Consider the following 23,040-nt stretch of genomic DNA (forward strand, 5'->3'; position numbering starts at 1 on the left):
CGACCCGCGGACGCCCGGCCCGCCGCAGCCGTTCCGCACAGCACGTGATCCCCCCCTCCGGTGCTCGTCCGGCGGTACCCTGCCCGCATGCGCCTGCGCCAGGTCGTCCTCGACACGGAGGACGCCCGCGCCCTCTCCGCCTTCTACCTCGCCCTGCTCGGCGGCGAGTACCGCCCCGGCGACGAGCCGCCCGCGGACGGCTCGGACGACGAGGCGGGGTGGGTCGCGATCGTCACCGCCGACGGCGCGAAGCTCACGTTCCAGCGGGTGGCCGCCCTGCCGCGCGCGACCTGGCCGGAGGGGCCCGTCCCGCAGCAGCTGCACCTCGACTTCATGGTCGCGGACGCCGACGAGCTCGACCGGCAGAAGACCCGGGCGCTCGCTCTCGGTGCCGAGCTGATCGAGGACAGGAGCGAGGACCCGGAGGAGGCGCTCCACGTCCTCGCCGATCCGGCCGGCCACCCGTTCTGCGTCTTCGTCGCGCCCGACTACCCGGCGGAGTAGGGGCGCGCGGCTTCAGCGAGCCGCACGCGTCGGATCACATGCCGGTGATCGTGACCGTCGTCGTCGCGGCGATCACCGCGGCTCCCGTGACGCTCGCGGCGGTTCCCGCGAGGACGGCGGCGGCCGCCGGCCCTGCCCAGTGCTGCGCCGCGAGCGACCGGATCGCCTGCCGGTCCGGGATGCCGGGCCTCGGCGAGAGCGCTCCGGCCGCGTCGAGCAGGCCGATGAGCGCCGCGTCCGACGGCAGGGGCGCCGTCCGAGCCGCGAGGACCTCGGCGACCCGGATCCGCAGCCGCTCGTCCTCCGCCGGCTCCACGGCGGCGACCCGCTCGAGGAGGGCGGCATGCAGCTCCCTCCGAGTGAGGCGGGCGATCCACCAGGAGACGCTGCGCGGTGCTCGCTCCGCTGCGATCCACCCGAGTGCCCCGTCGAGCACGGCGTCCCCGAGCGCGGACCGCTCCGGCCCGAGGGCGACGACTCCGGCGTCCACCTCGACGCGCCGCCGGAGGGAGAGCTCCGCGAGGACGGAGGCGGCCAGGACGGTGTCGAGGGCGCCCGACGAAGCCGCGGGCCGCCCGTCGCTCCGCCGCAGCAGGAGGAGGAGAGCAACGGGGAGGGGCGGCTGCCCGGCTCCGGGGAGCGCAGCGGCCGGCGGGGTGGTGGGAGAGGGCTGTTCCGTGGAGTTCCGTGTCGAGTCGTCCATCCCTCGAGCCTGGCACCCGACCCGTCGAGACCGCATCCGCCGGGCGACGGGTCCTCCGTCGTCCGACCGATCGACCGGCCGGACCCGCCCGAGAGCCCACGTCGCGCCCCGAAGCGGACCGCTCCTCCGCCACATCGGGCGTCAGACCACCCCCGCCGCCGTCCCCGACACGATCAGGTCGGCGCGGTCGCGAGTGGCCTCGATCAGCAGCGCGTTCCGCCCGTCGACCTCGGAGGCCCAGGCGGAGGCCGCCTCGGGGGCGCGGCCGAAGGAGACGTGGCGGTCGACCAGGCGCTCGAAGCGCTCGGTCTCGGGAGTCGCGCAGAACCAGGCCTCGTCGAACTCGGCGCGCAGCAGCGCCCACGGGCCCTCGTCGACGAGGAGGTAGTTGCCCTCCAGCACGACGAGCGACGCGGAGGGGTGCACGGCCAGCGCGCCGGCCACTCCCTCGTCGACGGTGCGCTCGAAGGTGGGCGCGTAGACGACGTGGTCGGTCTCGGCGCGTAGCCTCCGCACCAGGGCGAGGAAGCCCCAGCCGTCGAACGTGTCGAGGGCGCCCTTGCGGTCGTGGCGGCCGAGCTCGTCGAGCGTGGCGTTGGCGAGGTGGAAGCCGTCCATCGGCACGAAGGCGGCGGTCCCCTCCCCCGCGAGCTCGTTCGCGCGGGCGACCACCGCCCGGGCGAGCGTGGTCTTGCCGGCCCCGGGGCTGCCGGCGATCGCGACGATCGCGCGGCGGCCCGGCGAGGTCAGCGCGAGCGCGCGCCCGGCCAGCTCGTCGAGGCCGGGCCGCACCGCGTCGGGCGCGACCTCGGTCTCAGGCCTCGCCACGGCTGCTCTCCAGCGCGTTCACCAGGAAGCCGTGGGCGTGGCGGGCGAGCGCGGGGCCGTCGTTCCAGAGGTTCCGCCACACGGCCAGGTCGTTCGAGAGGGTCGGCGAGACCACGGCCGACGAGAACGACTCGAAGGTGATGGGTCCGCGGTAGTCGATCGCGGCGAGGGCGTGGAAGAACGTCGTGAAGTCGAGGTGGCCGCTGCCGAGGTAGCCGCGGTGGTTCTCGCCGATGTGGACATACCCGAGACGATCCCCGACCAGCAGCACCGGGCGGAAGAAGTCGTCCTCCTCGATGTTCATGTGGTACGTGTCCAGGTGGATCAGGACGTTGTCGGCGCCGATGTCGTCGGCGAGGCGCAGGGCGTCCGCGGCGGTGTTGATGACGTTGGTCTCGTAGCGGTTGCAGATCTCGAGGCCGAGGGTCATGCCCTTCGTCGAGGCCTCGGCGGCGAGGTCGGCCAGCACCGAGACGACGTTCGCGCGGCCCGCGGCCGAGAGGGGCGCGCTGTACTTCCCGAGCGCGCTGTAGAGGGCGCCGGTGAAGTGGGTGCCACCGAGTGCGTGCGTGGTCTCGAGGGAGTCGGCGAGCAGCTTCGCGCCGCGCGCCACCACCTCCGGGTCGTCGCTGGAGACGTCGGCCGAGAAGGCGAGGCCGCGCGAGCAGACGATGCCGAGGTCGTTCGCCTCGAGGGCGGCGCGGGCGGAGGCGGTGTCGAGGTTCTGCACGTCGTGCAGCGAGAGCTCCAGCAGGTCGAATCCGGCCGCCTTGGTCTGCTCGATCGTCGCGGTCACTTCGTCGGGGGTGGTGCCGCCGGCGAAGACGAGGGCGTGCACTCCGAGAGGGTTCGTGGTCATGGTGGTGCTCCTTGGTTCGAGAGGTTCAGGGGCGGCGTCGGGCCGCGGGGTCGGTGTCGAGCAGGTCCGCGAGGAACGCGTGGCCGGAGGTCGCGAGGGCGACCGGGTCGTGCCAGAGCTCGCGCCAGAGGCCCATGCCCTCGGCCGAGGCCGGGGGCTGGACGGCGGGCGAGAAGCTCTCGAGGGTGAGCGGGCCGCGGTAGCCGGAGTCGGCGAGCGCCGCCGCGAGCCCGGTCCAGTCGGTGCTCCCGGTGCCCAGCTCTCCACGGTGGTTCTCGGAGGCGTGGAGGTAGCCGAGCAGGTCGCCGGCGTCGCGGACGGCGCTCGCGAGGTCGACCTCCTCGAGGTGGGCGTGGAACGTGTCGAGGTGCAGGAGCACGTTCGGCGCGTCGAGGTCGCGGAGGAACGCGGCGGTCTGGGCGGCCGTGTTCAGCAGATTGCTCTCGTAGCGGTTCACGTACTCCGCGCCGACGACGACGTCGGCGGGAGCGGCGGCCGCGGCGACCCTCCGCAGCACGTCGAGCGAGCGCGAGCGGGCAGCCGCGTCGGCCGCGTGCTCGTACTTGCGCATGGCCGAGTAGGTGACTCCGCCGACGTACCGCGCGCCGATCGCCTCGGCGAACCGCACGGCCGCCAGCAGCCGCTCCTCGCCGCGGCCGGCCGTGGCCTGGTCCGTGATGTCGGAGTCGGCGTCCAGCGCGAGCGAGACGACCGCGTCGATCCCGTGCTCGTCGAGCAGGTCGGCGGTCCACGCGGAGGCGTCGGGGTCGTCGGGCGCCGGGATCTCGATCAGGTCGAAGCCGATCGAGGCGGCGGCGCCGATCGCGCGGCGCCCCGACTCCGGCGTCCAGTCGCCGACGAGCAGGCCCGCGTGGACCCCGATCGGCGACGAGCGCTCCGTGCTCCCGCGGTGCAGGAACTCGGGGTGCATCAGGCGGCCTTCGCGCCCGTGATCAGCGAGACGAGCTCGTCGCCGCTGCTCTCGGCGGTGCGGCGGCCGGCGACGGCGAGGCCCGCGCGCATCACCCACACCTGGTCGCTCAGGCGCATCACCTGGTCGAAGTTGTGGCTGATCAGCAGCACGGCCACTCCGGCGTCGCGCAGCTTGAGGATGATCTTCTCGACGCGCGCCGTCTCCTGGACGCCGAGCGCCGCGGTCGGCTCGTCCATGATCACGATCTTGCTGCCCCAGCCCGCGGCCCGGGCGATCGCGACCGCCTGGCGCTGGCCGCCCGAGAGGCGGCGGACCTTGCTGGTGACCGGCGGGACGTTCACGGCGAGGTCGCCGAGAAGCTCCTGGGCCGTCTTCTTCATCTGCGTCCGGTCGAGGAACCGCACCCCGGGCACGCCCTTGGTGAGCTCCCGGCCGAGGAAGAAGTTCTGCCACACGGTCAGGTCCTCGACCAGGGCGAGGGTCTGGTGCACCGTCTCGATGCCGCCGTCCCGGGCGCCGAGCGGAGTGGTGAAGTGCACCACGTCGCCGTCCAGGGTGATGGTGCCGGAGTCGGCGGGGTGCACTCCGGAGAGGCAGCGGACGAGGGTGGACTTGCCCGCGCCGTTGTCGCCGATCAGGGCGGTGATCTCGCCGCGGCGCATCGACATCGACGCTCCCTTGAGAGCGTGGACGCCGCCGAAGGACTTCTTGATGTCCCGCGCTTCGAGCAGGATGTCGCTGGTCATGGCTGGGCTCACTTCTTCTGGTAGCGGGTGATGAGGGCGGCGAGCACGACCACCAGGCCGACGGCGAGGGGCTGGTAGAACTGCGAGACGCCGAGCAGGGTCAGGCCGTTGGTCAGCGCGGTCAGGAGGAACGCTCCGATGATCGGGCCGACGATCTTGGCCTTGCCGCCGGTGAGGCTCACTCCGCCGAGCACGACGGCCGCGATGGAGTTGAGCAGGTACTGCGTGTTGATGGCCGGCTCCGCGGCGCCGACGCGGGCGACGAGGAGGAGCGAGCCGACTCCGGCGAGGACGGCGGCGATGATGTACACCGCGATGCGCACGCGTCCGGCCTTGATGCCGTTGGCGACCGCGCTCTCCTCGTTGCCGCCGACCGCCTGCACGTGCAGGCCGAAGCGGGTTCGGAACATGACGACCCAGGCGACGACTCCGATGACCGCGGCCAGGATGATCGGGTAGCCGATGATCCCGATCGAGCCGGTGGTGAGGCGGAGCAGCTCGGGGCTGCCGACCGTGATCGGCTTGCCGTCGGAGACGATCAGCGCGAGGCCGGTCGCCACCGAGAGCGTGCCCAGTGTCGCGATGAAGTCGGTGACCTTGCCCTTCGCGATCAGGAAGCCGTTGATCACTCCGATCAGCCCCGCGAAGAGCAGGGCCGCGAGCGCCGAGAGCCAGAAGCCCCAGCCGGCGCTCCAGCCGATGCCGAAGCCGACCGCTCCGACGGTCATCGTCGCCGAGATCGAGAGGTCGATGCCGCCGGTGGTGATGACGAAGGACTGGCCGATCGAGAGGATGACCAGGATCGCGGCGGCGACGAGCATCGCCTTGATGTTGCCGAGGCTGAGGAACGTCGGCGTCGCGATCGAGAACACGATCACCAGGGCGACGAGCCCGATCGGTGCGGCGTTCTCAGCCCAGAAGCTGAGCTGACGGAGGTTCGCCAGCAGCGGGGAGGCGCTGGCCGGGGGTCGGGCGGTGACTAAGGTCATGGTCGCTTCCTGGGTTGCCATGGGCGGGAGGTCCTACTTGCTGGGGACGAGCGCGGCGAGCGGGTTGTCGAACTCCTCGAACGGCTGGGGGAAGGCGCCGAGGGCCTGCTCCGCGGTCTCGGAGGTCACGAGTGCGGTGGGCGACTCGATCTCGGCGGGGATCTCCTCGCCGGCGCCGACGGCCTCGCACGCCTGCACGCCGAGCTGGCCGATCGCGTAGGGGTACTGGGCGACGGTGGCGGTGAGGCCGCCGTCCTTCACGGACTGCAGCGCGTCCTCGTTGCCGTCGACGCTGACCACCTGGACGGAGCCGGTGAGGCCCGCGTTCTCGACGGCCTTGACGATGCCGAGGCCCATGTCGTCGTTCGCGGCGAAGAACGCCTTCACGTCGGGGTTCGCGGCGAGGATGTCGGTCGCCTTGGTCAGCGCGACCTCGCGCTTCCAGTCGGCCGCGGCCTCCTGGACGACGGTGAGGTCGGAGCCGATCGCGGCGGTGAAGCCGTCGACGCGGGCGGCGCTGGTGACGTCTCCCGAGACTCCGCCGATGACGGCGACCTCGGAGCCGGCGGGCAGCTGCTGCAGGAGGAAGTCGCCGGCCTTGCCGCCGGCGGCCTCGTTGTCGGTGCCGATGTAGGTGGTGACGTCGAGGTTCGCGGCCTCGACCGCGTCGGGGTCGAGCGGGCTGTCGATGTTGACGATCGTCTTGCCGGTGGCGGAGGCGAGGGCCTGCACCAGGTTCGTGCCGCTGATCGGGTTGACGATGAGGCAGCCGAAGTCCTGGCCGGCGACGGTGGTGAGCTTGTCGGCCTGGCCGGTGGTGTCGCCGATGTCGGCGGCGGCCTGCACCGAGACGTCCACGGAGTCGTCCTTCGCGGTGTCCTCGATGCCGTTCTCCATCGCCTGGAAGAAGGGGTTGTCGAGGCCCTTGATGACCGCGGCGACCTTGGTCGATCCGGAGCCGCCGGCGGCCGTGTCGCCACCCGAGGCGCAGCCGGTGAGGAGGAGTGCGAGGGCGCCGACCGGTGCGAGAACCGGGAGGAGGCGGCGTGCTGTGCGGTTCATCGTCATCCTTGAGGATCAGTGGCACCACTGCGTGCCGGTGTGTGAAAACTACCGGGGCTTTCGCGTTACCGCAATACGAAAGTCGGGGAACTTCAGGGTTCCCGTCGGCAGGCATGTACGCTGACCGTGACAAGAGGGGGAGCGATGACGGGGTACTCCACCGGCGAGGCCGGTTCGCACGTGGCCGACGTCCTCGCGCTGTTCCGCGAGCAGGGCGAGGTCTCGCGCAACGCGGTGATGGAGCAGACGGGGCTCTCCCGCTCCACCGTCAACCAGCGCCTCGCGACCCTCGTGGAGCTCGGCCTGATCGCCCCCACCACCGGCGGCGAGTCGACCGGCGGGCGCCCCTCGAGCATGTTCGCGATGAACCTGGTCGGCACGGTGTTCCTCACCGCCGACATCGGGGCGAGCGGATTCGTCGCCGCCGCCTGCGACCTCCGCGGCACCCCCCTCCGGCACGAGAGCGGCGTCGTCGACGTCTGGGAGGGACCGGACGCCGTGCTCTCGCTGGTGCTCGCCGCGTTCGAGCGGCTGCAGCAGGGCGACGCGGTCGCCGGCATCGGCGTCGGAGTCCCGGGGCCGGTCGAGTTCGCCGCCGGGCGCGTGCGCAACCCGCCGATCATGACCGGCTGGGACGACTTCGACATCGCCGGCTACTTCGCCGAGCCGTACGAGGGCGTGCAGGTCGTCATCGAGAACGACGCGAACGCCCGCGCCCTCGCCGAGTCGCGCCACCACGGCTCCGACAACCTGATCAGCCTGAAGCTCGGCACCGGCATCGGCTCGGGCCTCGTCTTCAACGGAGCGACGATCCGCGGAGCCGTCGGCGCGGCCGGCGACATCGGCCACACCCGCGCGGTCACGGGCACGGTTGACGCGGATCCGCTGCCCTGCCGCTGCGGCAACGCCGGCTGCGTGGAGGCGTACGCGAGCGGCTGGGCCCTCGTCCGCGACCTCTCGGCCGACGACCCCTCGATCAAGCACGTCGCCGACGTCACGGCCCGCGTGCTCCGAGGCGACATGCGCGCCACCCAGGCCGTGCGCCAGGCCGGCCGCGTCCTCGGCGAGGCGGTCGCCGACCTCGTCAACATCCTCAACCCGCGGACCATCGTGATCTCGGGTCAGCTCGGCGACTGCGGCGAGGTGCTGATGTCGGGCCTGCGCGAGCGCGTCTACCTGCGCACCCACCCGCTCGCCACGCGGCACCTGACCATCCACACATCGGACCTGGGCGAGCTGGCCGGCGTGATCGGCCTCGCTCTGACGACCGCCGACCAGGTCTTCAGCCGCGAGCGCTTCGACCGCGAGGCGAGCGCCGAGAGCCCCCGCGCGGCGGCCGCCGCGAGCTGAGCGGGAGCGGGTTCAGTGACGCAGGGTCGCGGTGATCCGGCAGAGCACCTGGACGTGGGACGGGGCCTCGGGGTTCACCTTCTCGGCGACCGCCTCGACCTCCCATCCGGACGCCATGAGCGCGGCGACCTCACCGCACAGCCAGTCCGGCACCCATCCGATCCGCTCGCCGGACACCGAGGCCACCTCGTAGGCCTCCGGGTTGCGGAGGTTCGAGGCGTCGGGCACGAGGACCAGCCCGTCGCCCTGCTCGAGAGGCAGCACCGGAAGCGGGAGCTCGGCCCGATGGCGGACTCCCGCCACGAAGAAACGACTGATGAGGGTCTGCGCGGTGCGGAGAGGCTTCTCCACGACATGGAAGGTGTCGGTCGCTCGCGCCGCGCCGGTCCGGACCATGATCTCGACGGGGAGGTCGGGGGACGCCGCCTCGAGACCGAGCCACCCCAGGTACTCCTCGTACGAGCCGCGCTCGGACGACATCACCCTGTTGGCGAAGAACGGCGGAAGGGACGAGCTCCGGTACTCCGCGTCCACACGGGGGAACTCCGCGAGCGGGAAGAAGTCCTCGTCGGCGACAGCCGCCGGCTCGTACCGGAAGAGGAAGCCGTCGACCCCGACGGACAGCACCGCCGCGCGGAGGAACCGGCGAGTACGAGGGTTCTGCCAGACGAGCAGCAGCTCGCGGACACCAGGGGTCGGACGCGGCGCCGGTCGATCAACGAGGAGAGTCATCGAGGATCCTCCTCCGTGTCGCTGCCAGCAGTCCTTCCGTGAAACTAGCGCACGTCTCCGACATCAGGGTCGGAGGAACCGCCGCGAGGACCTCGCGGACCGCAGAGGGATCGACCGCTCGGAGCCGAGCAGGCCAGAACGCCTGCGCCTCCGGAGAGGCCGCCGCGAGGGCCTCCGCTGCGAGGTCGACCAGCAGCGGTCTCCCGGCGAAATGGTGACTCCTTCCTCTCCGCACCCACCGGTCGAAGAGAGCCTCATCGGCGAGGCAGGCGGCGCGCTTCTCCTCGGTCTCCTGGAACCCGAGGGCGTTGCCGTGATCGAACGAGGGCGAGAGGGTCCGATGACCGCGTCCGGCGATGACGGCCCAGTTCTCGTCGTGTCGATCCCGTCCAGCTACCCAGGCATCGAACAGCAGGTAGCCCGCCCACACGTCGAAACCGCTCAGTCCGGCGACGGCGTCGAAGCCTGCAGGAGCGTCGACGCCGTCGAGAGCACGTCTCACCGCATCGACGGTGTAGCGGTCGTTGGGCCGCCTCCGAGCGTGGTCGTAGTGGCGATCGGAGTGGCGCAGCAGGCTGTTCCCGATCTCGAGGCTCTGGATCTGCTCGCGCTCGATGACGTTCCTCGACATGATTCCGCGCCGACCGCCCACCGTCGCAGGTCGGATCTCCGCGCACGGGACGTCGAGCATCCGCGCGAGATGGAACGACACCCACTCCGCCCAGTCCTCACCGCGGGTCTCGTCTCCTCGCTGGCGGGCGAACTTGAAGAGCCACAGATCGCCGTCGGCGACGAGCCAGAACTTCTCCTTCGTCCCCATCGGCTCGTCCGACCACCCCTCGTCGAAGGCGCGCTCGATGGTCGTCGACTCCCACTTCGGCTGCATCCGGTCACGGTAGCCCGCGTGCTGCCGGCCGCGGCGGTCCTGTCGCGTCTCGCGGCCGCGACCCCCTCCGCCCCGCGCACTGTTACGCCCGGCGACGAAGGGTTACGCCGGGCGACGCGGGCCGGGACGGGCGGGCCCGCGGTGCTCCATCATCGTGTCCGGGACGACGCGGAGAGGCCGCGGCCGCCCGACCCGTCCGAAGGAACGCGATGATCCGGCTCGAGCAGCTCAGCAAGTCGTACGGTCCGGCGACCGTGCTCGACCGCCTCGACTTCTCGGTCGCGACCGGCGAGATCTTCGCCGTCGTCGGCCCGAGCGGTGCGGGCAAGAGCACGCTCGCCGCCTGCGTGAACCTCCTCGAGCGGCCCACCTCGGGCACGGTCGTCGTCAACGGGGAGGCGCTCTCGCAGCTCTCGGAGGAGCGGCTGCGCGTCGCCCGCCGCCGCATCGGCACCGTCTTCCAGTCCGACGGACTCTTCAGCCGCCGCACGGCCGAGCAGAACGTGGCCCTGCCGCTGGAGTACCTCGGCGTCACCGCCGCCGAGACGAAGCGGCGCGTCGCGGAGCTGCTCGAGCGCGTCGGCCTCTCGGACCGCGCGCGCTACTACCCGCACCAGCTCTCCGGCGGTCAGCGCCAGCGCGTCGGCATCGCCCGCGCTCTCGCCCTCCGCCCCTCGGTGCTGCTCTCGGACGAGGCCACCTCGGGCCTCGACCCCGCCTCGACCACCGCGATCACCACGCTCCTGAAGGAGCTGCGCGACGACCTGGGCCTCTCGATCCTCTTCATCACCCACGAGATGGAGACGGTGCGCCAGGTGGCCGACTCCGTCGCCCGCCTCGACCACGGCCGCATCGTGGAGTCGGGGCGCCTCGTCGACCTGCTGCGCGACCCCGCGTCCCCGCTCGGCCTCGCCCTCAACCCGGTGCGCCCCTCCGTCGCGCCCGGCCCGGGTCTGGGCGAATGGGTGGTGGGCTACTCCCGCTCCGGAGTGCCGACCGACTGGGTCACCCGGCTCGCGGAGGCGGTCGGCCCGGTCGCGCTGCTCGGCGCGGCGATCGAGACGGTGGACGGGCAGGCGGTCGGCCACGCGACGATCGGGCTCGGCCCGGTCGACGAGGCGCGGCTCACCCGTGCGGCGGCCGAGCTCGGCCTGTCGGTCCGGCCCGCCGGCGTGCGCGTCCTCGCCGAGGAGGTGGCGGCATGATCCTCCACCTCGACAACAAGGTTCCGCTCGAGCAGATCCCCGCGCTGGTGCTGCCGGCGCTCGGCGAGACGCTGATCATGGTCGGCATCGTCATGGCGATCGTGGTGCTGGTCGGCGTGCCGCTGGGCGCTCTCGTGCACAACCTCGCTCCGGGCGGGCTGGCCGAGAACCGGGCCGCCCACCAGGTGCTCAGCGCCGTCATCAGCGTCGGCCGCTCGCTGCCGTTCCTCATCCTGATGGCGTCGATCATGCCGTTCACGCGCCTGATCACCGGCACCAACATCGGGATCGCGGCCGCCGTCGTGCCGATGTCGATCGCGGGGATCGCCTTCTTCACCCGCATCGTCGAGAACGCGCTGCGCAGCGTGCCGCTCTCGCTCACCCGCGTCGCCCGCGCCTCCGGAGCGTCGCGGCTGCAGGTGGTGCGGACCGCCCAGCTCAGCGAGGCGGTGCCGCAGATCATCGGCGGCCTGACGATCAACACGATCGCGATGATCGAGTACTCGGCGATCGCCGGCACGATCGGCGCCGGCGGCATCGGCTACGTCGCGGTGACCTACGGCTACCAGCGCTTCGACACCACCGTCATGCTCGCCACCATCGTGATCCTGGTCGCCACCGTCGCGACCGTGCAGCTCACCGGCGACGCCCTCGTCCGCGCGACCACGCCCGGCGCCTCCCGCTCGCGGCGAGCGCCCCGGGTCGCGGCCGCCGTCTAGAACCACCACTCCTCCTCCTGCGCCCTCGGGCGCCCCTCCCGCGCGCCCGCGCACCCCCTCTTCGAAAGGCACCGCCATGTCCACTCCCGACGACCTCGGATTCGATCTCAAGAAGAAGCGCCGCTGGCCCTGGATCGCCGGAGCGGCCGTCGTCGTGGTCGGCGTCGCCTCCGCGATCGCCGTCCCGCTCCTCTCCCCCGCCGTCTCGGCCAACGAGCAGGAGGGAGCGACGCTCTACGTCGCGACCGCCGAGGGCAATGCCTCCGAGCAGGCCCTGGTCGACTTCGTCGCGAGGGAGGTGGCGCCGCGCTACGGCATCACCGTCGCCTTCAAGGGGCTCTCGGACAGCAACACCATCAACCGCGCGGTGAGCGAGGGCGAGGTCGCGGCCACGGTGTACCAGCACAAGCTATGGCTGGGACAGGTGCTCGAGGCCAACCCCGACTTCGAGGAGGAGGCGGCCACCCCCGTCTTCCGCTGGGGCTTCGGGCTCTGGAGCGACAAGTACTCCGACGTCTCCCAGATCCCCGACGGCGGCACGGTCTCGCTCTACTCCGATCCCGCCAACGAGGCGCAGGGCCTCTGGCTGCTGCAGAACGCCGGCCTGATCACGCTGAAGCCGGGCACGGAGCCGGGCACCGCGACCCAGGACGACATCGCCGAGAACCCGAAGAACCTTCAGTTCACGCTGCTCGACTTCGCCGCCCAGTCGCGCGCCCTGCCGGACCTCGACGCGGCCGTCGGGTACACCGAGTACTACCTCGCCGCCGGCATCCCGATCGAGCAGCAGATCTTCGCCCCGCAGGCCCCCGACGACTTCGCCGGGCAGCTCACCATCGGCTCGAAGTACCGCGACACCGAGAACGTGAGGAAGCTCGTCCAGGCCTTCCAGGACCCGGCCGTGCAGGAGTTCCTCGCCACGGACGAGACGGTGAAGGGGATCCTGCTGCCGATCGACGGCTGAGCAGGGCCGGAGCGACGGGGTCGCCTGAGGAGTCGCGCGCGGCTTCTCGGGCGACTCGGCGTCTGCGGACGTAGCGTGGGCTCATGAACACGTTCACTCTCCACAACGGTGTCGAGATCCCCGCCCTCGGACTCGGCGTCTTCCAGACTCCGCCCGACGAGACCCGCGCCGCCGTCGCCGCCGCGCTCGACGCGGGGTACCGGCACATCGACACGGCGGCGGCCTACGGCAACGAGCGCGAGGTGGGCGAGGCGATCGCCGGCCGCGACGACGTCTTCCTCGAGACGAAGGTGTGGATCAGCGACTACGGCTACGACGAGACGCTGCACGCCTTCGACAAGAGCGCGGGCAAGCTCGGCGTCGAGCGGATCGACCTGCTGATCCTGCACCAGGCCCTGCCCGAGGCCTTCGACCGCACCCTCGACGCCTACCGGGCGCTCGAGCGGCTGCTCGCCGACGGGAGGGTGCGGGCGATCGGCGTGAGCAACTTCATGGTCGAGCACCTCACCCGCCTGCTCGCCGAGACCGACGTCGTCCCCGCGGTGAACCAGCTCGAGGTTCACCCGTACTTCCAGCAGCGGCGGGTCGAGCGCTTCGGCTGCGAGAACGACATCCTCACCCAGGCCTGGTCGCCGATCGGCGGCATCACCGCCTACCGCGACTCCCCGCGCCGCAGCTTCGACGACCCGGTGCTCCTCGAGCTCGGCGCCAAGTACGGGAAGACGGCCGCGCAGGTGATGCTGCGCTGGCACCTGCAGGAGGGCCGCCAGGTCATCCCCAAGTCGACCCGCCCCGAGCGCATCGCCGAGAACATCGACGTGTTCGACTTCGCGCTCTCCGGCTCGGAGCTCGCCCGGATCGACGCCCTCGAGGCCGGCGTGCGCGGCGGACCGGAGCCCGAGGCCGTGACGCTGGAGGCGTACGGCCGCGACATCCCCGAGGCGTGAGGACGGCGCCCGCGACGGGAACACCGGAGCCGTCGCGGGCGTTGCCCTCACCATGAGCGTTCCCCTCTCCATCCTCGACCTCGCCCCCATCGCCCCCGGTGAGACCGCTCGCGACAGCTTCGCCGCCTCCGTCGCCCTGGCCCAGGAGGCCGAGCGGAACGGCTACCGACGCGTCTGGTACGCCGAGCACCACAACATGGCGAGCATCGCCTCCAGCGCGACCTCGGTGCTCATCGCGCACGTCGCCTCGCAGACCTCCACGATCCGCCTCGGCTCCGGCGGCGTCATGCTGCCGAACCACTCCCCGCTCACCATCGCCGAGCAGTTCGGCACCCTCGAGACGCTGCACCCGGGCCGGATCGACCTCGGACTCGGCCGCGCCCCCGGCAGCGACCAGGCGACCTTCCGCGCGCTCCGCCGCGACCCCGACTCCTCCGAGCGCTTCCCGCAGGACGTGCTGGAGCTGCAGGCCTTCCTCGCCGGCGAGTCCCGCATCCCCGGAGTGAGCGCGACGCCCGGTGCCGGCACCCGCGTCCCCCTCTACATCCTCGGCTCCTCGCTCTTCGGCGCGCAGCTCGCGGCCGCGCTGGGCCTGCCGTACGCGTTCGCCTCGCACTTCGCTCCGGACGCGCTGCACCAGGCCGTCGCGGAGTACCGTCGCGGCTTCCGCCCCTCCGAGCAGCTCGACGCGCCCTACGTGATCGCCGGGATGAACGCCATCGCCGCCGACACCGAGGAGGACGCACAGGAGCAGTTCGGGCAGATGAAGCGCGCCCGCCTGATGATGCTTCTGCGCCAGAGCGGGCAGATCCCCGTCGGCCAGACCTTCGACGACGAGGAGCTCGACGCCCTGCTCAGCGCCCCGATCGGCGCCCACGTCGCGAGCATGACCACCTACACCGGTGTCGGCACCGGCGACCAGGTGGCCGACTACACCGCCGACTTCGCCCGCTCCGCCGACGCCGACGAGGTCATCGTCGCCCACGCGTCGCTGCAGACGGAGGCGCGCCTGCGCTCGGTCGCGCTCCTCGCGCAGTCGAACGCGCGCGTCGCCGTCTGAGCCCGTCCGCAACCGAGGTCGAGCGGCCCGGCACCGGCCTGATGGCCACTGTCGGACGCTCCGGGCCTCGGTTGCGAACGGCCGGCCCTGGGCAGAGTGGGGGTCGGGCGGCGCACATCAGCGGACGCGAGCAGAAGTGAGCCTCTAACGGGGGCCACCTCTCGGGGCACGACCCCGGGAGGAGCGCGTCCGCGGTGCCAGGCTGAGCCCTGTGTCGACGATGACGGGCAAGCGGCGTGAGCCCGGGGACGGCCCTGCACGGTCGGCTGCCCTGCTGCTGCGGGTCTGCGCGGGCGACCGGACCGCCTTCCGGCAGCTCTACTCGCTCACCGCGGGCCGGGTCGTCTCCGTAGCGGACGCCGTGCTCGACGACCGCGCCGCCGCCGAGGAGGTCGCGCAGGAGGTCTACCTCGAGCTCTGGCGCACCGCGCGCTCGCTCGACCCGGGCCGTCCCGTGCTCGCCTTCCTGGCCCAGGTCGCGCACCGCCGTGCCGTGGACCGCGCCCGGGCGGACCGGTCGGCGCGGCGCCGGGAGCTGCAGTACACGGTCCTCGACCGGCCGCGCGATCACGAGTGGGAGCGCTCGGACGTCCGGCTGGCCCTGGCGCCCGCGGCCGGCGCGATCCGGCAGCTCGCCGCCATCCACCACGACGTCCTCTACCTCGCCTACGTCCGCGGGTACAGCCACTCCGAGATCGCGGAGGAGCTGTCGATCCCGCTCGGCACCGTCAAGACCCGGCTGCGCGACACCCTCATCCGCCTGCACACCCACCTGCAGTCCGCCGGCCCGGCGGACCCGGACGGCGGACCGGGACGGCGCATCCGGCGCTGACCGATGGCGCGGACGCCTCTGCGCGACCGGGGTCGCACGCTTCAGGACCGTGTCCGGCCCGCTCAGCCCGCCTGCGTCGCGCCCGAGACCGCGAGCCCGACGATCACCGTGAGCACCGTCGTCCACAGCGCGATCGCGACGCCCTGCCAGAGCAGGATCCGCCCGCGGCCGACTCCGGCGCCCGCCAGCATCACCGCGGTGAAGTGCGTCGGGAGCAGCAGCGGCCCCAGCAGGCTCACGCCCGGGACGCCGTAGCGGGTGAAGGCCCGCTGGAACTTCTCGCGCCGCGGAGTCGTCCGCTTCGCCTCCGAGCGGCCCGTGATCGCCGAGCGGACGCCGGTGCCCAGCAGCACGAGCAGCGCCACGCAGACGAAGTTGCCGATCGCCCCCGCAAGCCCGGCGACGACCGGGTGGATGCCGCCGATGATCCCGATGCTCGCCGCCCCCTCGCCCTCGATGAAGGGGACGGCCCCGGCCGCGGCGACGACGAGGGGCTGCACGAGCTCGGGAACGCGGCCGATCAGGTCCTGGAATCCGAGGATCGCGTCGCTGATGATCGTCATGGTCGTGCCTTCCGGTACGTGGCCCCGGCTCTCGGGACTCCTCCATCCGACCGTGTCCGCACCCGCTGCGGCAGTGCCGCCGGATCACCGCGTCCCGGGAGGATCGACGGCCCGAGGGGTGACAAGTGTCATGGTCGTAGCCTGGGCCGCATGGTGAACACGACCGAGGCGGATCCGCCCGTGCGCGCAGGCCGCGGCGTCGCCGTGACCTGGTGGTACACCCTCGCGTCGGCCGCCTCCTTCGTGGTGGTCGTCCTGGCCGTCTGGTCCGTGGCGGTGCTGAGCGCCGAGGCCGAGGAGTGGCGGAAGGCGGCCTACTTCCTGGGCGCGGCCGCCTGGGTCGCGGTGTTCTCGCCGACCGCGCTCGCGTACCGGCGCGCCGACCGCGAGGGCCCGGTGCGCCTCCGGGCCGCGCCGACCCTGGTCTTCTGCCTCGGAGTGGCGGCCGCCGCGCTCACCGGCACGGCCGCCGGGAGCCTCGCGCTCGGGCTCTCGCTCGCCGCGACCCTGGTCGCCGTGCTGCCCTGGCAGAGCGGCGTGCGGCTCCGGGTGATGGTGCTCTGCACGATCGTCCTCGCGGTCGCGGCGGTGCTCGAGCAGACGCGCGCGGCGCCGGACGCGTCGGCCGCGCTCTCGACCCTCCTGCTGTTCGCGACACTGCTGCCCCTGACGGTCGTCAGCGCGCTGTGGTGGTGGGACATCGTCCGCGAGCTCGACCGGGCGCGCGCCGCCGAGGGCCGGCTCGCCGCCGCGCAGGAGCGCCTGCTGCTCGCCGGCGACGTGCACGACCTCCAGGGCCACCACCTCCAGGTCATCGCGCTGCAGCTCGAGCTCGCCGAGCGCCTCCTCGGCAGCGACCCCGAGGCCGCTCTCGAGCAGCTGCGCGCCGCCCAGCGCTCGGTCGACGGCGCCCGCACCGGCACCCGCGAGCTGGCGACGCGCTTCCGCAGCGTCCCGCTCGCCGACGAGCTGGCCAACGCCGCCGACCTGCTCCGCTCGGCCGGGCTCCGCGTCGAGCTCGAGGTCGACCCGGCGGCGGCTCACGCGCCGGCCGAGACGCTCGGGCCGGTGGTCCGCGAGACGACGACGAACATCCTCAAGCACGGCGGCGGCTCCAGCGCGCGGCTGCGGCTCGCGCGGGAGCGGGACGAGTGGCGGTTCGAGGCGGTGAACGACCTGGCACCGGACGCGGAGGAGGCGGACGGGACCGGCTCGGGCGTCCTCGGCATGGCGGAGCGGGTCGAGCGCGCGGGCGGGACGCTGCGCGCCGGGGCGGTCCGCCGCTCCTTCGAGCTGGACGCGCGCCTGCCGGTGGGGAGCGACTCGTGATCCGGGTGCTGATCGCCGACGACGAGGACATGATCCGCACGGCGCTGGCCGCGCTCCTCCGCCTCGAGGAGGACCTCGAGATCGTGGGCGAGTGCCGCGACGGCGAGCAGGCGGTCGCGGAGGCGCTGCGCCTGCAGCCCGACGTGTGCCTGTTCGACGTCGAGATGCCCGGGCTCGACGGGATCGAGGCGGCGGAGCGGCTGCGCCGGGTCTCGGCGACGCGGGTCGTGGTCGTCACCCGGCACGCGCGGCCGGGGGTCCTGCGGCGAGCGCTCGGAGCGGGCGTCAGCGGCTTCCTGCCGAAGTCGCGCCGGGTCGAGGACGTCGCCGAGGTGATCCGCCAGGTCGCGAGCGGACGCCGCTACGTCGATCCGGAGATCGCCGCCGACGCCCTGGCGAGCACGCGCAGCCCGCTGACCGACCGCGAGCTCGACGTGCTCAGCGCCGGCTCCCGCGGCGAGACGATCGGCGAGATCGGCGCGGCGCTGCACCTCTCCTCCGGCACCGTCCGCAACCACGTCTCGTCGATCCTCCGCAAGCTCGACGTCGACACCCGCCAGCGCGCGGTGATCGAGGCCCGTGAGCGCGGCTGGATCTGAGCGGAGGCGCCGCAACGGCAGCCACTATGCAGAAGTCGTCGCACTCACACACGAGTGCGACGACTTCTGCGTTCTCGCGAGCGCCGCCTGGTCAGGCCGTCGGCGTCCAGATCCGCATCGTCGACGGCCCGCGGTTCGCCCAGCGGTGGTACGGCCGGAACTCCGCCTCGAAGCGGCGCCCCTCCTCCACCGGCACGGAGCCGTAGGGCCAGCCGGGAGCCGCCTCCCGCGCCACGAGGGACACGCGCGCTCCCTCCGCCGTCACGACGGGCGGCACCGAGGCGTCGACCGCGATGTGCTCGGTGTCCAGGCCCTCGGGCAGGTCGAGCGACTCGATCGCGAGCACGAACGGCCCGCGCTCGAGGGCGACCTGGCCGCGCACCGCGTCGATCCGGGGGTGCGGGGCGACGAAGCGGGCCGTCATCGGCAGCGAGAGCCGCACGGTGTCGCCGGCGGAGAACGCCCGGCGGACGGTGACGGTCGGCGTCGAGACCGGCTCGCCGTCGAGCAGCGCCGAGCCCCGCGCGAACGGCGGCACCCGCAGCGTCAGCGCGAACTCCGCGTCCTCGAGGATCCGCACGACGATCTCGCCGTCTGCCGGGTACTCCGTCTCGACGCGCAGCGCGACGCCTCCGGTGCGCACCTCGTACGCGCCGTACTGGTGGAGCTGCACCCCGTCGTCGGTGGCGGTCGCGAAGCCGAGCTCGACGCTCGCGAGGGTGCGGGCGGTGTTGGTCGGGCAGCACGAGACCCAGAACCAGGGCGCGCGGAGGCTGGACTGCGCGCGGTCGGTCTCGCGCGACTCGTCCGGCGCCACTCCGTCGGCGCGCTGCTGCAGCGTGTTCGTGTAGAAGAAGGCGCGGCCGTCGTCGCGGGTGGCGGGGAGCACCGCGTTCAGCAGCGTCCGCTCCATCAGGTCCGCGTAGCGGTGCTCGTTCGAGCCGAGCAGGAGCCGCCAGCTGAGCATCGTGGAGCCGATCGCCGCGCAGGTCTCGGCATAGGCGCGATCCGGCGGCAGCTCGTAGTCGGCGCCGAACGCCTCGTCCTGGTGGTGCGAGCCCATCCCGCCCGTGACGTAGGTGCGCCGCTCGACGGTCGCCTCCCACTGGCGGCGGACCGCCTCCTCCAGCTCGGCGTCGCCGGTCTCGACCGCGACATCGAGAGCCCCGGAGGCGAGGTAGAGGGCCCGCACCGCGTGGCCGCGCAGCACCTCCGCGTCGCGCACGGGCACGTCGTCCTGGAAGTACTCGGCGCCGAACGCGATCGGCTTCAGCGTCCCCGTCCCGCGCCGCTCCACGAAGAGGCGGGCCAGCTCGAGGTAGCGCTCCTCCCCCGTCGCCCGCGCCAGCTCGGCGAGCGCCGGCTCGATCTCGGGGTGGCCGCACACGGCGACCCTCCCCTCGGGCCCGAACTCGCGGTGCACGTGGTCGGCGAGGCGCCGGGCGACCTGCGGCAGGAGGTCGTCGTGCCCGGTGCGCAGCCGCGCCACGGCGGCCTGGATCAGGTGCCCGAAGCTGTACAGCTCGTGGCCCCACTCCAGGTCGGAGTAGCGCGCACGCTGGCCGGGCCGGCCGAAGCTCGTGTGCAGGTACCCGTCCGGGTCCTGGGCGGAGGCGACCCGCGCGACGAGGTCGTCGTACCGCTCCTGCAGCCCGGCGTCGTCGCTCCGGCCGAGCTCCCAGGCCATGGCCTCGAGGAGCTTGTAGACCTCGGAGTCCACGAACTCGATGCCCGCGTGCGCGTCGCCGCCCTCGGCGGACGAGATCGAGCCGTCGGCCGCGCGGTCGAAGTTGCCGGCCCAGCCGACGCGCTCGATCCACGAGCGGCAGTGCTCGATGACGGCGGAGGAGTTGAGGTCCTGGTAGTGCTTCCAGAAGCCGCCGGTGAGGAGGATCTCGTCCTGGCGCAGCGGCCGGAGCACGCTCCGCGAGGGGGCGACCGGGCCGCCGAGGGCGGTGGCGGTGGGGGCGGTGAGGGTCACGGTGTCTCCTTGGAGGGACGGGTCAGTCCTTGACGGCGCCGGCGGTGACTCCCGCCGAGACGTACCGCTGGGCGACGACGAGGAGGACGGCGGCCGGGAGCGAGGCGACCACGGCGGTCGCCATGATCGAGTTCCACTCCTGGTTGTTGTTGCCGATGTACTTGTAGATGCCGAGGGTGATCGGCTGGAGCTTCCCGCCGCTGTCGAGCGTCGAGGCGAAGATGAAGTCCGACCAGGCCCAGAGGAACGCGAACAGCGAGACGGTGACGACGGAGTTGCGGCTGATCGGCATGATCACCGAGGTGAAGGTGCGCCAGGCGCTCGCTCCGTCCATCCGCGCCGCCTGGGTGAGCTCGTCGGGGATCCCCGACATGAAGGCCGTGAAGATCAGCACGCCGAACGGCACCGCGATGGTGGAGTCGGCCACGATCAGGCCCGGGATCGAGTTGAGCAGCCCCAGGTTGAGGTAGATGGCGTAGAAGCCCATCGCCATGATGATCGCCGGGATCATCTGCGCGATCAGCAGCACGAACGAGAGCGCCTGCCCGCCGCGGGGCCGCAGCTTCGCCAGCGAGTAGGCGGCGGGAGCGGCGATCGCCACGGTCAGCAGCACCGTGCCGAGGCCGACGACGAGGCTGGTGCCCAGGTAGGGCAGCTGCTCGCTCAGCACCGCCTGGTAGCCGGTGAACGTGGGCGAGAACGGGAACCAGTCCGGCGGATCCTTCCGCATCGAGCCGGTCGGAGTGAGGGAGACGTTGATCATCCAGTAGACGGGGAACAGCATGACCGCCGTGAGGGCGATCCCGACCACCGTCAGGTACCAGGGGCGTCGGGCGGTCACGAGTCGGCCTGCTTCCGCTGGACCCGGATGTACACGAGACCGAAGACGAGGGCCAGGATGATCAGCAGGTTGCCGACGGCCGCGGCCGGTCCGAAATCGGGCAGCATCGAGCCGAAGCCGAGCTGGTACGTCCAGGTGGCGAGCGTGGTCGAGGAGTCGGCGGGGCCGCCCTTCGTCATGATCCAGATGATGTCGAACACCTTCAGCGTGTAGACGAGGCCGAGCAGGATCGTGATCGCCGACACCGGCCGCAGCAGCGGCAGCGTGATCCGCCAGAACTGCTGGGCGCCGGTCGCGCCGTCGAGCGAGGCCGCCTCGTAGAGGTCCTGCGAGATGTTCTGCAGGCCGGAGTAGAGGATCACCAGGTTGAACGGGATGCCGATCCAGATGTTCGCGATCAGGACCGCGATCAGCGAGGTGGTCGGCGAGGTGAGCCAGTTGATCTGGCCGATCCCGAACGACTCCAGGAACGCGTTCACGATGCCGGAGTCGCTGTTGAGCATCCACGACCAGGTCGAGGCCGAGACGATCAGCGGCAGGAGCCACGGCACCAGGAACAGCGCCCGGAGCGTGCTCGCGAGCGGGAAGCGGCGGTAGAAGAACACGGCGAGCGCCAGCCCCAGCGTGAACTGGAAGAGGAGCGAGACGCCGGTGAAGACCGCCGTGTGCAGCAGCGCCGGGCCGAAGGTCGCGTCCTGGAACACCTGGACGTAGTTGTCGAACCAGACGAAGGGCGCGTTCCCCTGCACGAACGAGCGGACCGTGTAGTCCTTCAGGCTCAGCTCGAGGTTGCGGTAGAGCGGGAACGCGTAGAAGACGAGCAGGTAGGCGACGAGCGGGGCGAGGAACGCCCACGCGACCAGGCGGCCGCCCTCGGGGCGCCGGCGGCGCCGACGGCTCTCGGCGGCCGGGGCGGGCGGGGCCGGCGGCTCGGTGCCGCGCCGCAGGAGGCGGGCGGTCTCGGTGGCAGTGGTCATGGTCTCTCCCGTCCCTCCGGCCGGTGCGCGGAGCACCGGCCGGAGGGACCTCGTTCGGGGAGCGGGAGCCCCCGGTCGTCCTACTTCGTGGCGGATTCGGCGGCCGACTGGGCGGCCTTCAGGGCGTCCTCGGGAGACTGCGAGCCGCTGAGCACGGTCTGCACCGCGCCCCACAGCTGCTCCGAGATCTTCGGGTACTTCGTGCCGAGGTCGTCCGAGGTGCGGCCCTTCGCGGCCTGCACGGCGGTGACCCACGGCTCGAGGTCGGCGTTGCCGGCGACCTGCTCCTGCTGCGCCTCGGCCGTCGGCGCGATGTACGAGAGCGTGTTGTCGGTCGTGACCAGGCTCTCCGTCGAGGTCAGGCACTCGGCGATCTTCTTCGAGGTCTCGTAGCGCGCCGTGTCCGACTGCACCGGGAGGGTGAGGAACTCGCCTCCGGTCGGTGCGGGGGCCGCTCCGCCGTCCTTCGACGGGATGGTCAGGACGCCGTAGTCGATGCCCGAGGCCTTCGCGTTGGCCAGCTGCCAGGTGCCGTTCTCGCCGAACGCGTACTCGCCGGTCTCGAACTCCTGCCAGCTCGTGGTCTGCGTGTTGCCGATCACGGAGTTGGGCGCGTAGCCCTTCTCCAGCCAGTCGCTCCAGAGCGAGACGGCGTCGACCGCGGCGGGCGAGTCGAGGTCGGTCAGCTCGGCGCCGGAGCCCCAGAACCACGGCAGGAACTGGAAGGTCCCCTCCTCCGTGCCGATGCCGGAGAACGTGATGCCCTTGCCGCCGGAGGCGGTGACCTTCTCGAGCGCGTCGGTCAGCCCGGCCCAGTCGGTGATGGAGGCGGCGTCCACGCCGGCCTTCTCGAGCACGGCCTTGTTGTAGTACAGCGCGAGCGTGTTGGCGCCGATCGGCACGCCGAAGGTGTCGCTGCCGGTCTGGCCGGCCGCGAGGATGTTCGCGTCGATCCCGTCGGTGGAGAGCCCGGACTCGGCGGTCGTGGTCAGGATGCCCGACTCCGCGAGCGTCGAGACCACGGGGTTGTCGACGAGCAGGAGGTCGGGCGAGTTGCCCTGCTGGCCGGCGAGCAGCGCCTTGTTGGTCAGGTCGGTGGTGTCGTAGCCGGTGCGCTCGACGGTGACGCCGGCCTCGGTCCCGCAGGAGTCGATGAGCTTCGCCCAGTCGGACGACTCGTCGAACTGGGGGTACGGGTCCCAGAACGTGTAGCTGCCTCCCGCGGCGGAGCCGGAGTCTCCCCCGGAGCCGCTCGCGCAGCCGGTCAGTGCGGCGGCGGCCGTCCCCAGCAGGACGGCGGCGGCGAGGCCCCGAGCGTGCTTCCTCGTCTTCACGGATGATCCCTTCGTCGTTGATGGATTCCTCGGCAGTCGTCCCGATCGTCTACGCCGGGCCGAAACTACTTTCTGTCGGGTAAACCTAAGCAGGGG

The 23,040-nt window shown here is 72.3% G+C and carries 24 protein-coding genes; 10 read left to right on the forward strand and 14 right to left on the reverse strand.

The genetic code is table 11. The features are described from left to right. Window positions 1-87 precede the first annotated feature (87 nt). A complete protein-coding gene (locus C5C44_RS04355) occupies window positions 88-504 on the forward strand; it encodes a VOC family protein (protein WP_104335395.1) in 417 nt (138 codons plus the stop codon). 34 nt (window positions 505-538) lie between these two features. On the opposite strand, the gene C5C44_RS04360 is transcribed toward C5C44_RS04355, so the two are convergent. The 7 genes from C5C44_RS04360 to C5C44_RS04390 form a co-directional block, all read right to left on the reverse strand. Then, window positions 539-1,207, reverse strand: coding sequence for a GPP34 family phosphoprotein (locus C5C44_RS04360; RefSeq protein WP_181132715.1), 669 nt, complete (start codon window positions 1,205-1,207; stop codon window positions 539-541). Between the two features lie 141 nt (window positions 1,208-1,348). Further along, window positions 1,349-2,035, reverse strand: coding sequence for a nucleoside/nucleotide kinase family protein (locus tag C5C44_RS04365; protein WP_208543338.1), 687 nt, complete (start codon window positions 2,033-2,035; stop codon window positions 1,349-1,351). Continuing rightward, entirely contained in the window at window positions 2,022-2,894 is an 873-nt protein-coding gene (locus tag C5C44_RS04370) for a sugar phosphate isomerase/epimerase (RefSeq protein WP_104335397.1), read from the reverse strand. The genes C5C44_RS04365 and C5C44_RS04370 overlap by 14 nt, the downstream gene beginning before the upstream one ends. Before the next feature lie 25 nt (window positions 2,895-2,919). After that, the gene (locus C5C44_RS04375) at window positions 2,920-3,825 is read right to left on the reverse strand and encodes a sugar phosphate isomerase/epimerase (protein WP_104268798.1); all 906 of its coding nucleotides are present in this window, start codon (window positions 3,823-3,825) and stop codon (window positions 2,920-2,922) included. Next, the gene (locus C5C44_RS04380; RefSeq protein ID WP_104335398.1) at window positions 3,825-4,574 is read right to left on the reverse strand and encodes an ATP-binding cassette domain-containing protein; all 750 of its coding nucleotides are present in this window, start codon (window positions 4,572-4,574) and stop codon (window positions 3,825-3,827) included. Before C5C44_RS04380 ends, C5C44_RS04375 begins: the two co-directional genes overlap by 1 nt. An 8-nt stretch (window positions 4,575-4,582) precedes the next feature. Then, complete coding sequence (locus tag C5C44_RS04385; RefSeq protein ID WP_104335399.1) at window positions 4,583-5,563, reverse strand: ABC transporter permease; 981 nt, start codon at window positions 5,561-5,563, stop codon at window positions 4,583-4,585. Window positions 5,564-5,596: 33 nt separating this feature from the next. Continuing rightward, entirely contained in the window at window positions 5,597-6,625 is a 1,029-nt protein-coding gene (locus tag C5C44_RS04390; protein ID WP_104222713.1) for a substrate-binding domain-containing protein, read from the reverse strand. 144 nt (window positions 6,626-6,769) lie between these two features. Between C5C44_RS04390 and C5C44_RS04395 the strand changes: the two genes are divergently transcribed. Next, the gene (locus tag C5C44_RS04395; RefSeq protein WP_104232969.1) at window positions 6,770-7,975 is read left to right on the forward strand and encodes an ROK family transcriptional regulator; all 1,206 of its coding nucleotides are present in this window, start codon (window positions 6,770-6,772) and stop codon (window positions 7,973-7,975) included. A 12-nt stretch (window positions 7,976-7,987) separates the two neighbouring features. Here C5C44_RS04395 and C5C44_RS04400 read toward each other — a convergent pair whose 3' ends face one another. Together C5C44_RS04400 and C5C44_RS04405 are read right to left on the reverse strand one after the other, a co-directional pair. Then, window positions 7,988-8,707 carry an HIRAN domain-containing protein gene (locus C5C44_RS04400; RefSeq protein ID WP_146079454.1) on the reverse strand — a complete coding sequence of 240 codons (720 nt, stop codon included), beginning with the start codon at window positions 8,705-8,707 and terminating at the stop codon, window positions 7,988-7,990. Further along, on the reverse strand, window positions 8,691-9,593 hold the full coding sequence (locus C5C44_RS04405; protein ID WP_104222710.1) for a hypothetical protein: 903 nt from the start codon (window positions 9,591-9,593) through the stop codon (window positions 8,691-8,693). Before C5C44_RS04405 ends, C5C44_RS04400 begins: the two co-directional genes overlap by 17 nt. A 209-nt stretch (window positions 9,594-9,802) precedes the next feature. Here C5C44_RS04405 and C5C44_RS04410 point away from each other — a divergent pair, with 209 nt between their 5' ends. The 6 genes from C5C44_RS04410 (at window position 9,803) to C5C44_RS04435 (ending at window position 15,320) form a co-directional block, all read left to right on the forward strand. Continuing rightward, window positions 9,803-10,798 carry a methionine ABC transporter ATP-binding protein gene (locus C5C44_RS04410; RefSeq protein ID WP_104256583.1) on the forward strand — a complete coding sequence of 332 codons (996 nt, stop codon included), beginning with the start codon at window positions 9,803-9,805 and terminating at the stop codon, window positions 10,796-10,798. Continuing rightward, window positions 10,795-11,517, forward strand: coding sequence for a methionine ABC transporter permease (locus C5C44_RS04415; RefSeq protein WP_104222708.1), 723 nt, complete (start codon window positions 10,795-10,797; stop codon window positions 11,515-11,517). The genes C5C44_RS04410 and C5C44_RS04415 overlap by 4 nt, the downstream gene beginning before the upstream one ends. A gap of 76 nt (window positions 11,518-11,593) precedes the next feature. After that, the gene (locus C5C44_RS04420) at window positions 11,594-12,481 is read left to right on the forward strand and encodes a MetQ/NlpA family ABC transporter substrate-binding protein (RefSeq protein ID WP_104335400.1); all 888 of its coding nucleotides are present in this window, start codon (window positions 11,594-11,596) and stop codon (window positions 12,479-12,481) included. 83 nt (window positions 12,482-12,564) lie between these two features. Next, window positions 12,565-13,428 carry an aldo/keto reductase gene (locus tag C5C44_RS04425; RefSeq protein WP_104222706.1) on the forward strand — a complete coding sequence of 288 codons (864 nt, stop codon included), beginning with the start codon at window positions 12,565-12,567 and terminating at the stop codon, window positions 13,426-13,428. Between the two features lie 52 nt (window positions 13,429-13,480). Beyond that, window positions 13,481-14,488 carry an LLM class flavin-dependent oxidoreductase gene (locus C5C44_RS04430; RefSeq protein ID WP_104335401.1) on the forward strand — a complete coding sequence of 336 codons (1,008 nt, stop codon included), beginning with the start codon at window positions 13,481-13,483 and terminating at the stop codon, window positions 14,486-14,488. Between the two features lie 220 nt (window positions 14,489-14,708). Continuing rightward, the gene (locus C5C44_RS04435) at window positions 14,709-15,320 is read left to right on the forward strand and encodes a sigma-70 family RNA polymerase sigma factor (RefSeq protein ID WP_258065638.1); all 612 of its coding nucleotides are present in this window, start codon (window positions 14,709-14,711) and stop codon (window positions 15,318-15,320) included. Window positions 15,321-15,382: 62 nt separating this feature from the next. Here C5C44_RS04435 and C5C44_RS04440 read toward each other — a convergent pair whose 3' ends face one another. After that, on the reverse strand, window positions 15,383-15,883 hold the full coding sequence (locus tag C5C44_RS04440; protein WP_104225805.1) for a small multidrug efflux protein: 501 nt from the start codon (window positions 15,881-15,883) through the stop codon (window positions 15,383-15,385). Between the two features lie 150 nt (window positions 15,884-16,033). Here C5C44_RS04440 and C5C44_RS04445 point away from each other — a divergent pair, with 150 nt between their 5' ends. Together C5C44_RS04445 and C5C44_RS04450 are read left to right on the forward strand one after the other, a co-directional pair. Then, entirely contained in the window at window positions 16,034-17,212 is a 1,179-nt protein-coding gene (locus tag C5C44_RS04445) for a sensor histidine kinase (protein WP_104268801.1), read from the forward strand. After that, window positions 17,209-17,811, forward strand: a complete 603-nt coding sequence (locus C5C44_RS04450) for a response regulator transcription factor (RefSeq protein WP_104222701.1) — start codon at window positions 17,209-17,211, stop codon at window positions 17,809-17,811. Before C5C44_RS04445 ends, C5C44_RS04450 begins: the two co-directional genes overlap by 4 nt. 91 nt (window positions 17,812-17,902) lie before the next feature. Here the strand turns inward: C5C44_RS04450 and C5C44_RS04455 are convergent, their stop codons facing one another. The 4 genes from C5C44_RS04455 to C5C44_RS04470 form a co-directional block, all read right to left on the reverse strand. Further along, window positions 17,903-19,792, reverse strand: coding sequence for a glycoside hydrolase family 127 protein (locus tag C5C44_RS04455; protein ID WP_104335402.1), 1,890 nt, complete (start codon window positions 19,790-19,792; stop codon window positions 17,903-17,905). 22 nt (window positions 19,793-19,814) lie between these two features. After that, entirely contained in the window at window positions 19,815-20,633 is an 819-nt protein-coding gene (locus C5C44_RS04460; protein ID WP_104222699.1) for a carbohydrate ABC transporter permease, read from the reverse strand. Continuing rightward, window positions 20,630-21,610, reverse strand: coding sequence for a carbohydrate ABC transporter permease (locus C5C44_RS04465; RefSeq protein WP_104247032.1), 981 nt, complete (start codon window positions 21,608-21,610; stop codon window positions 20,630-20,632). The genes C5C44_RS04460 and C5C44_RS04465 overlap by 4 nt, the downstream gene beginning before the upstream one ends. A gap of 80 nt (window positions 21,611-21,690) precedes the next feature. Next, entirely contained in the window at window positions 21,691-22,944 is a 1,254-nt protein-coding gene (locus C5C44_RS04470; protein ID WP_104266556.1) for an extracellular solute-binding protein, read from the reverse strand. Between the last annotated feature and the right edge of the window lie 96 nt (window positions 22,945-23,040).

The sequence above is a fragment of the Rathayibacter sp. AY1F6 genome, assembly GCF_002932035.1.
In the GTDB taxonomy this organism is placed as follows: domain Bacteria; phylum Actinomycetota; class Actinomycetes; order Actinomycetales; family Microbacteriaceae; genus Rathayibacter.

What these genes read in the sequence shown, in the direction of transcription:
- C5C44_RS04355 (WP_104335395.1), top strand. Translation starts at nt 88, where the DNA reads ATGCGCCTGCGCCAGGTCGTCCTCGACACGGAGGACGCCCGCGCCCTC.
- C5C44_RS04360 (WP_181132715.1), bottom strand. Translation starts at nt 1,207, where the DNA reads ATGGACGACTCGACACGGAACTCCACGGAACAGCCCTCTCCCACCACC.
- C5C44_RS04370 (WP_104335397.1), bottom strand. Translation starts at nt 2,894, where the DNA reads ATGACCACGAACCCTCTCGGAGTGCACGCCCTCGTCTTCGCCGGCGGC.
- C5C44_RS04375 (WP_104268798.1), bottom strand. Translation starts at nt 3,825, where the DNA reads ATGCACCCCGAGTTCCTGCACCGCGGGAGCACGGAGCGCTCGTCGCCG.
- C5C44_RS04380 (WP_104335398.1), bottom strand. Translation starts at nt 4,574, where the DNA reads ATGACCAGCGACATCCTGCTCGAAGCGCGGGACATCAAGAAGTCCTTC.
- C5C44_RS04385 (WP_104335399.1), bottom strand. Translation starts at nt 5,563, where the DNA reads ATGACCTTAGTCACCGCCCGACCCCCGGCCAGCGCCTCCCCGCTGCTG.
- C5C44_RS04390 (WP_104222713.1), bottom strand. Translation starts at nt 6,625, where the DNA reads ATGAACCGCACAGCACGCCGCCTCCTCCCGGTTCTCGCACCGGTCGGC.
- C5C44_RS04395 (WP_104232969.1), top strand. Translation starts at nt 6,770, where the DNA reads ATGACGGGGTACTCCACCGGCGAGGCCGGTTCGCACGTGGCCGACGTC.
- C5C44_RS04400 (WP_146079454.1), bottom strand. Translation starts at nt 8,707, where the DNA reads ATGACTCTCCTCGTTGATCGACCGGCGCCGCGTCCGACCCCTGGTGTC.
- C5C44_RS04405 (WP_104222710.1), bottom strand. Translation starts at nt 9,593, where the DNA reads ATGCAGCCGAAGTGGGAGTCGACGACCATCGAGCGCGCCTTCGACGAG.
- C5C44_RS04410 (WP_104256583.1), top strand. Translation starts at nt 9,803, where the DNA reads ATGATCCGGCTCGAGCAGCTCAGCAAGTCGTACGGTCCGGCGACCGTG.
- C5C44_RS04415 (WP_104222708.1), top strand. Translation starts at nt 10,795, where the DNA reads ATGATCCTCCACCTCGACAACAAGGTTCCGCTCGAGCAGATCCCCGCG.
- C5C44_RS04420 (WP_104335400.1), top strand. Translation starts at nt 11,594, where the DNA reads ATGTCCACTCCCGACGACCTCGGATTCGATCTCAAGAAGAAGCGCCGC.
- C5C44_RS04425 (WP_104222706.1), top strand. Translation starts at nt 12,565, where the DNA reads ATGAACACGTTCACTCTCCACAACGGTGTCGAGATCCCCGCCCTCGGA.
- C5C44_RS04430 (WP_104335401.1), top strand. Translation starts at nt 13,481, where the DNA reads ATGAGCGTTCCCCTCTCCATCCTCGACCTCGCCCCCATCGCCCCCGGT.
- C5C44_RS04435 (WP_258065638.1), top strand. Translation starts at nt 14,709, where the DNA reads ATGACGGGCAAGCGGCGTGAGCCCGGGGACGGCCCTGCACGGTCGGCT.
- C5C44_RS04440 (WP_104225805.1), bottom strand. Translation starts at nt 15,883, where the DNA reads ATGACGATCATCAGCGACGCGATCCTCGGATTCCAGGACCTGATCGGC.
- C5C44_RS04445 (WP_104268801.1), top strand. Translation starts at nt 16,034, where the DNA reads ATGGTGAACACGACCGAGGCGGATCCGCCCGTGCGCGCAGGCCGCGGC.
- C5C44_RS04465 (WP_104247032.1), bottom strand. Translation starts at nt 21,610, where the DNA reads ATGACCACTGCCACCGAGACCGCCCGCCTCCTGCGGCGCGGCACCGAG.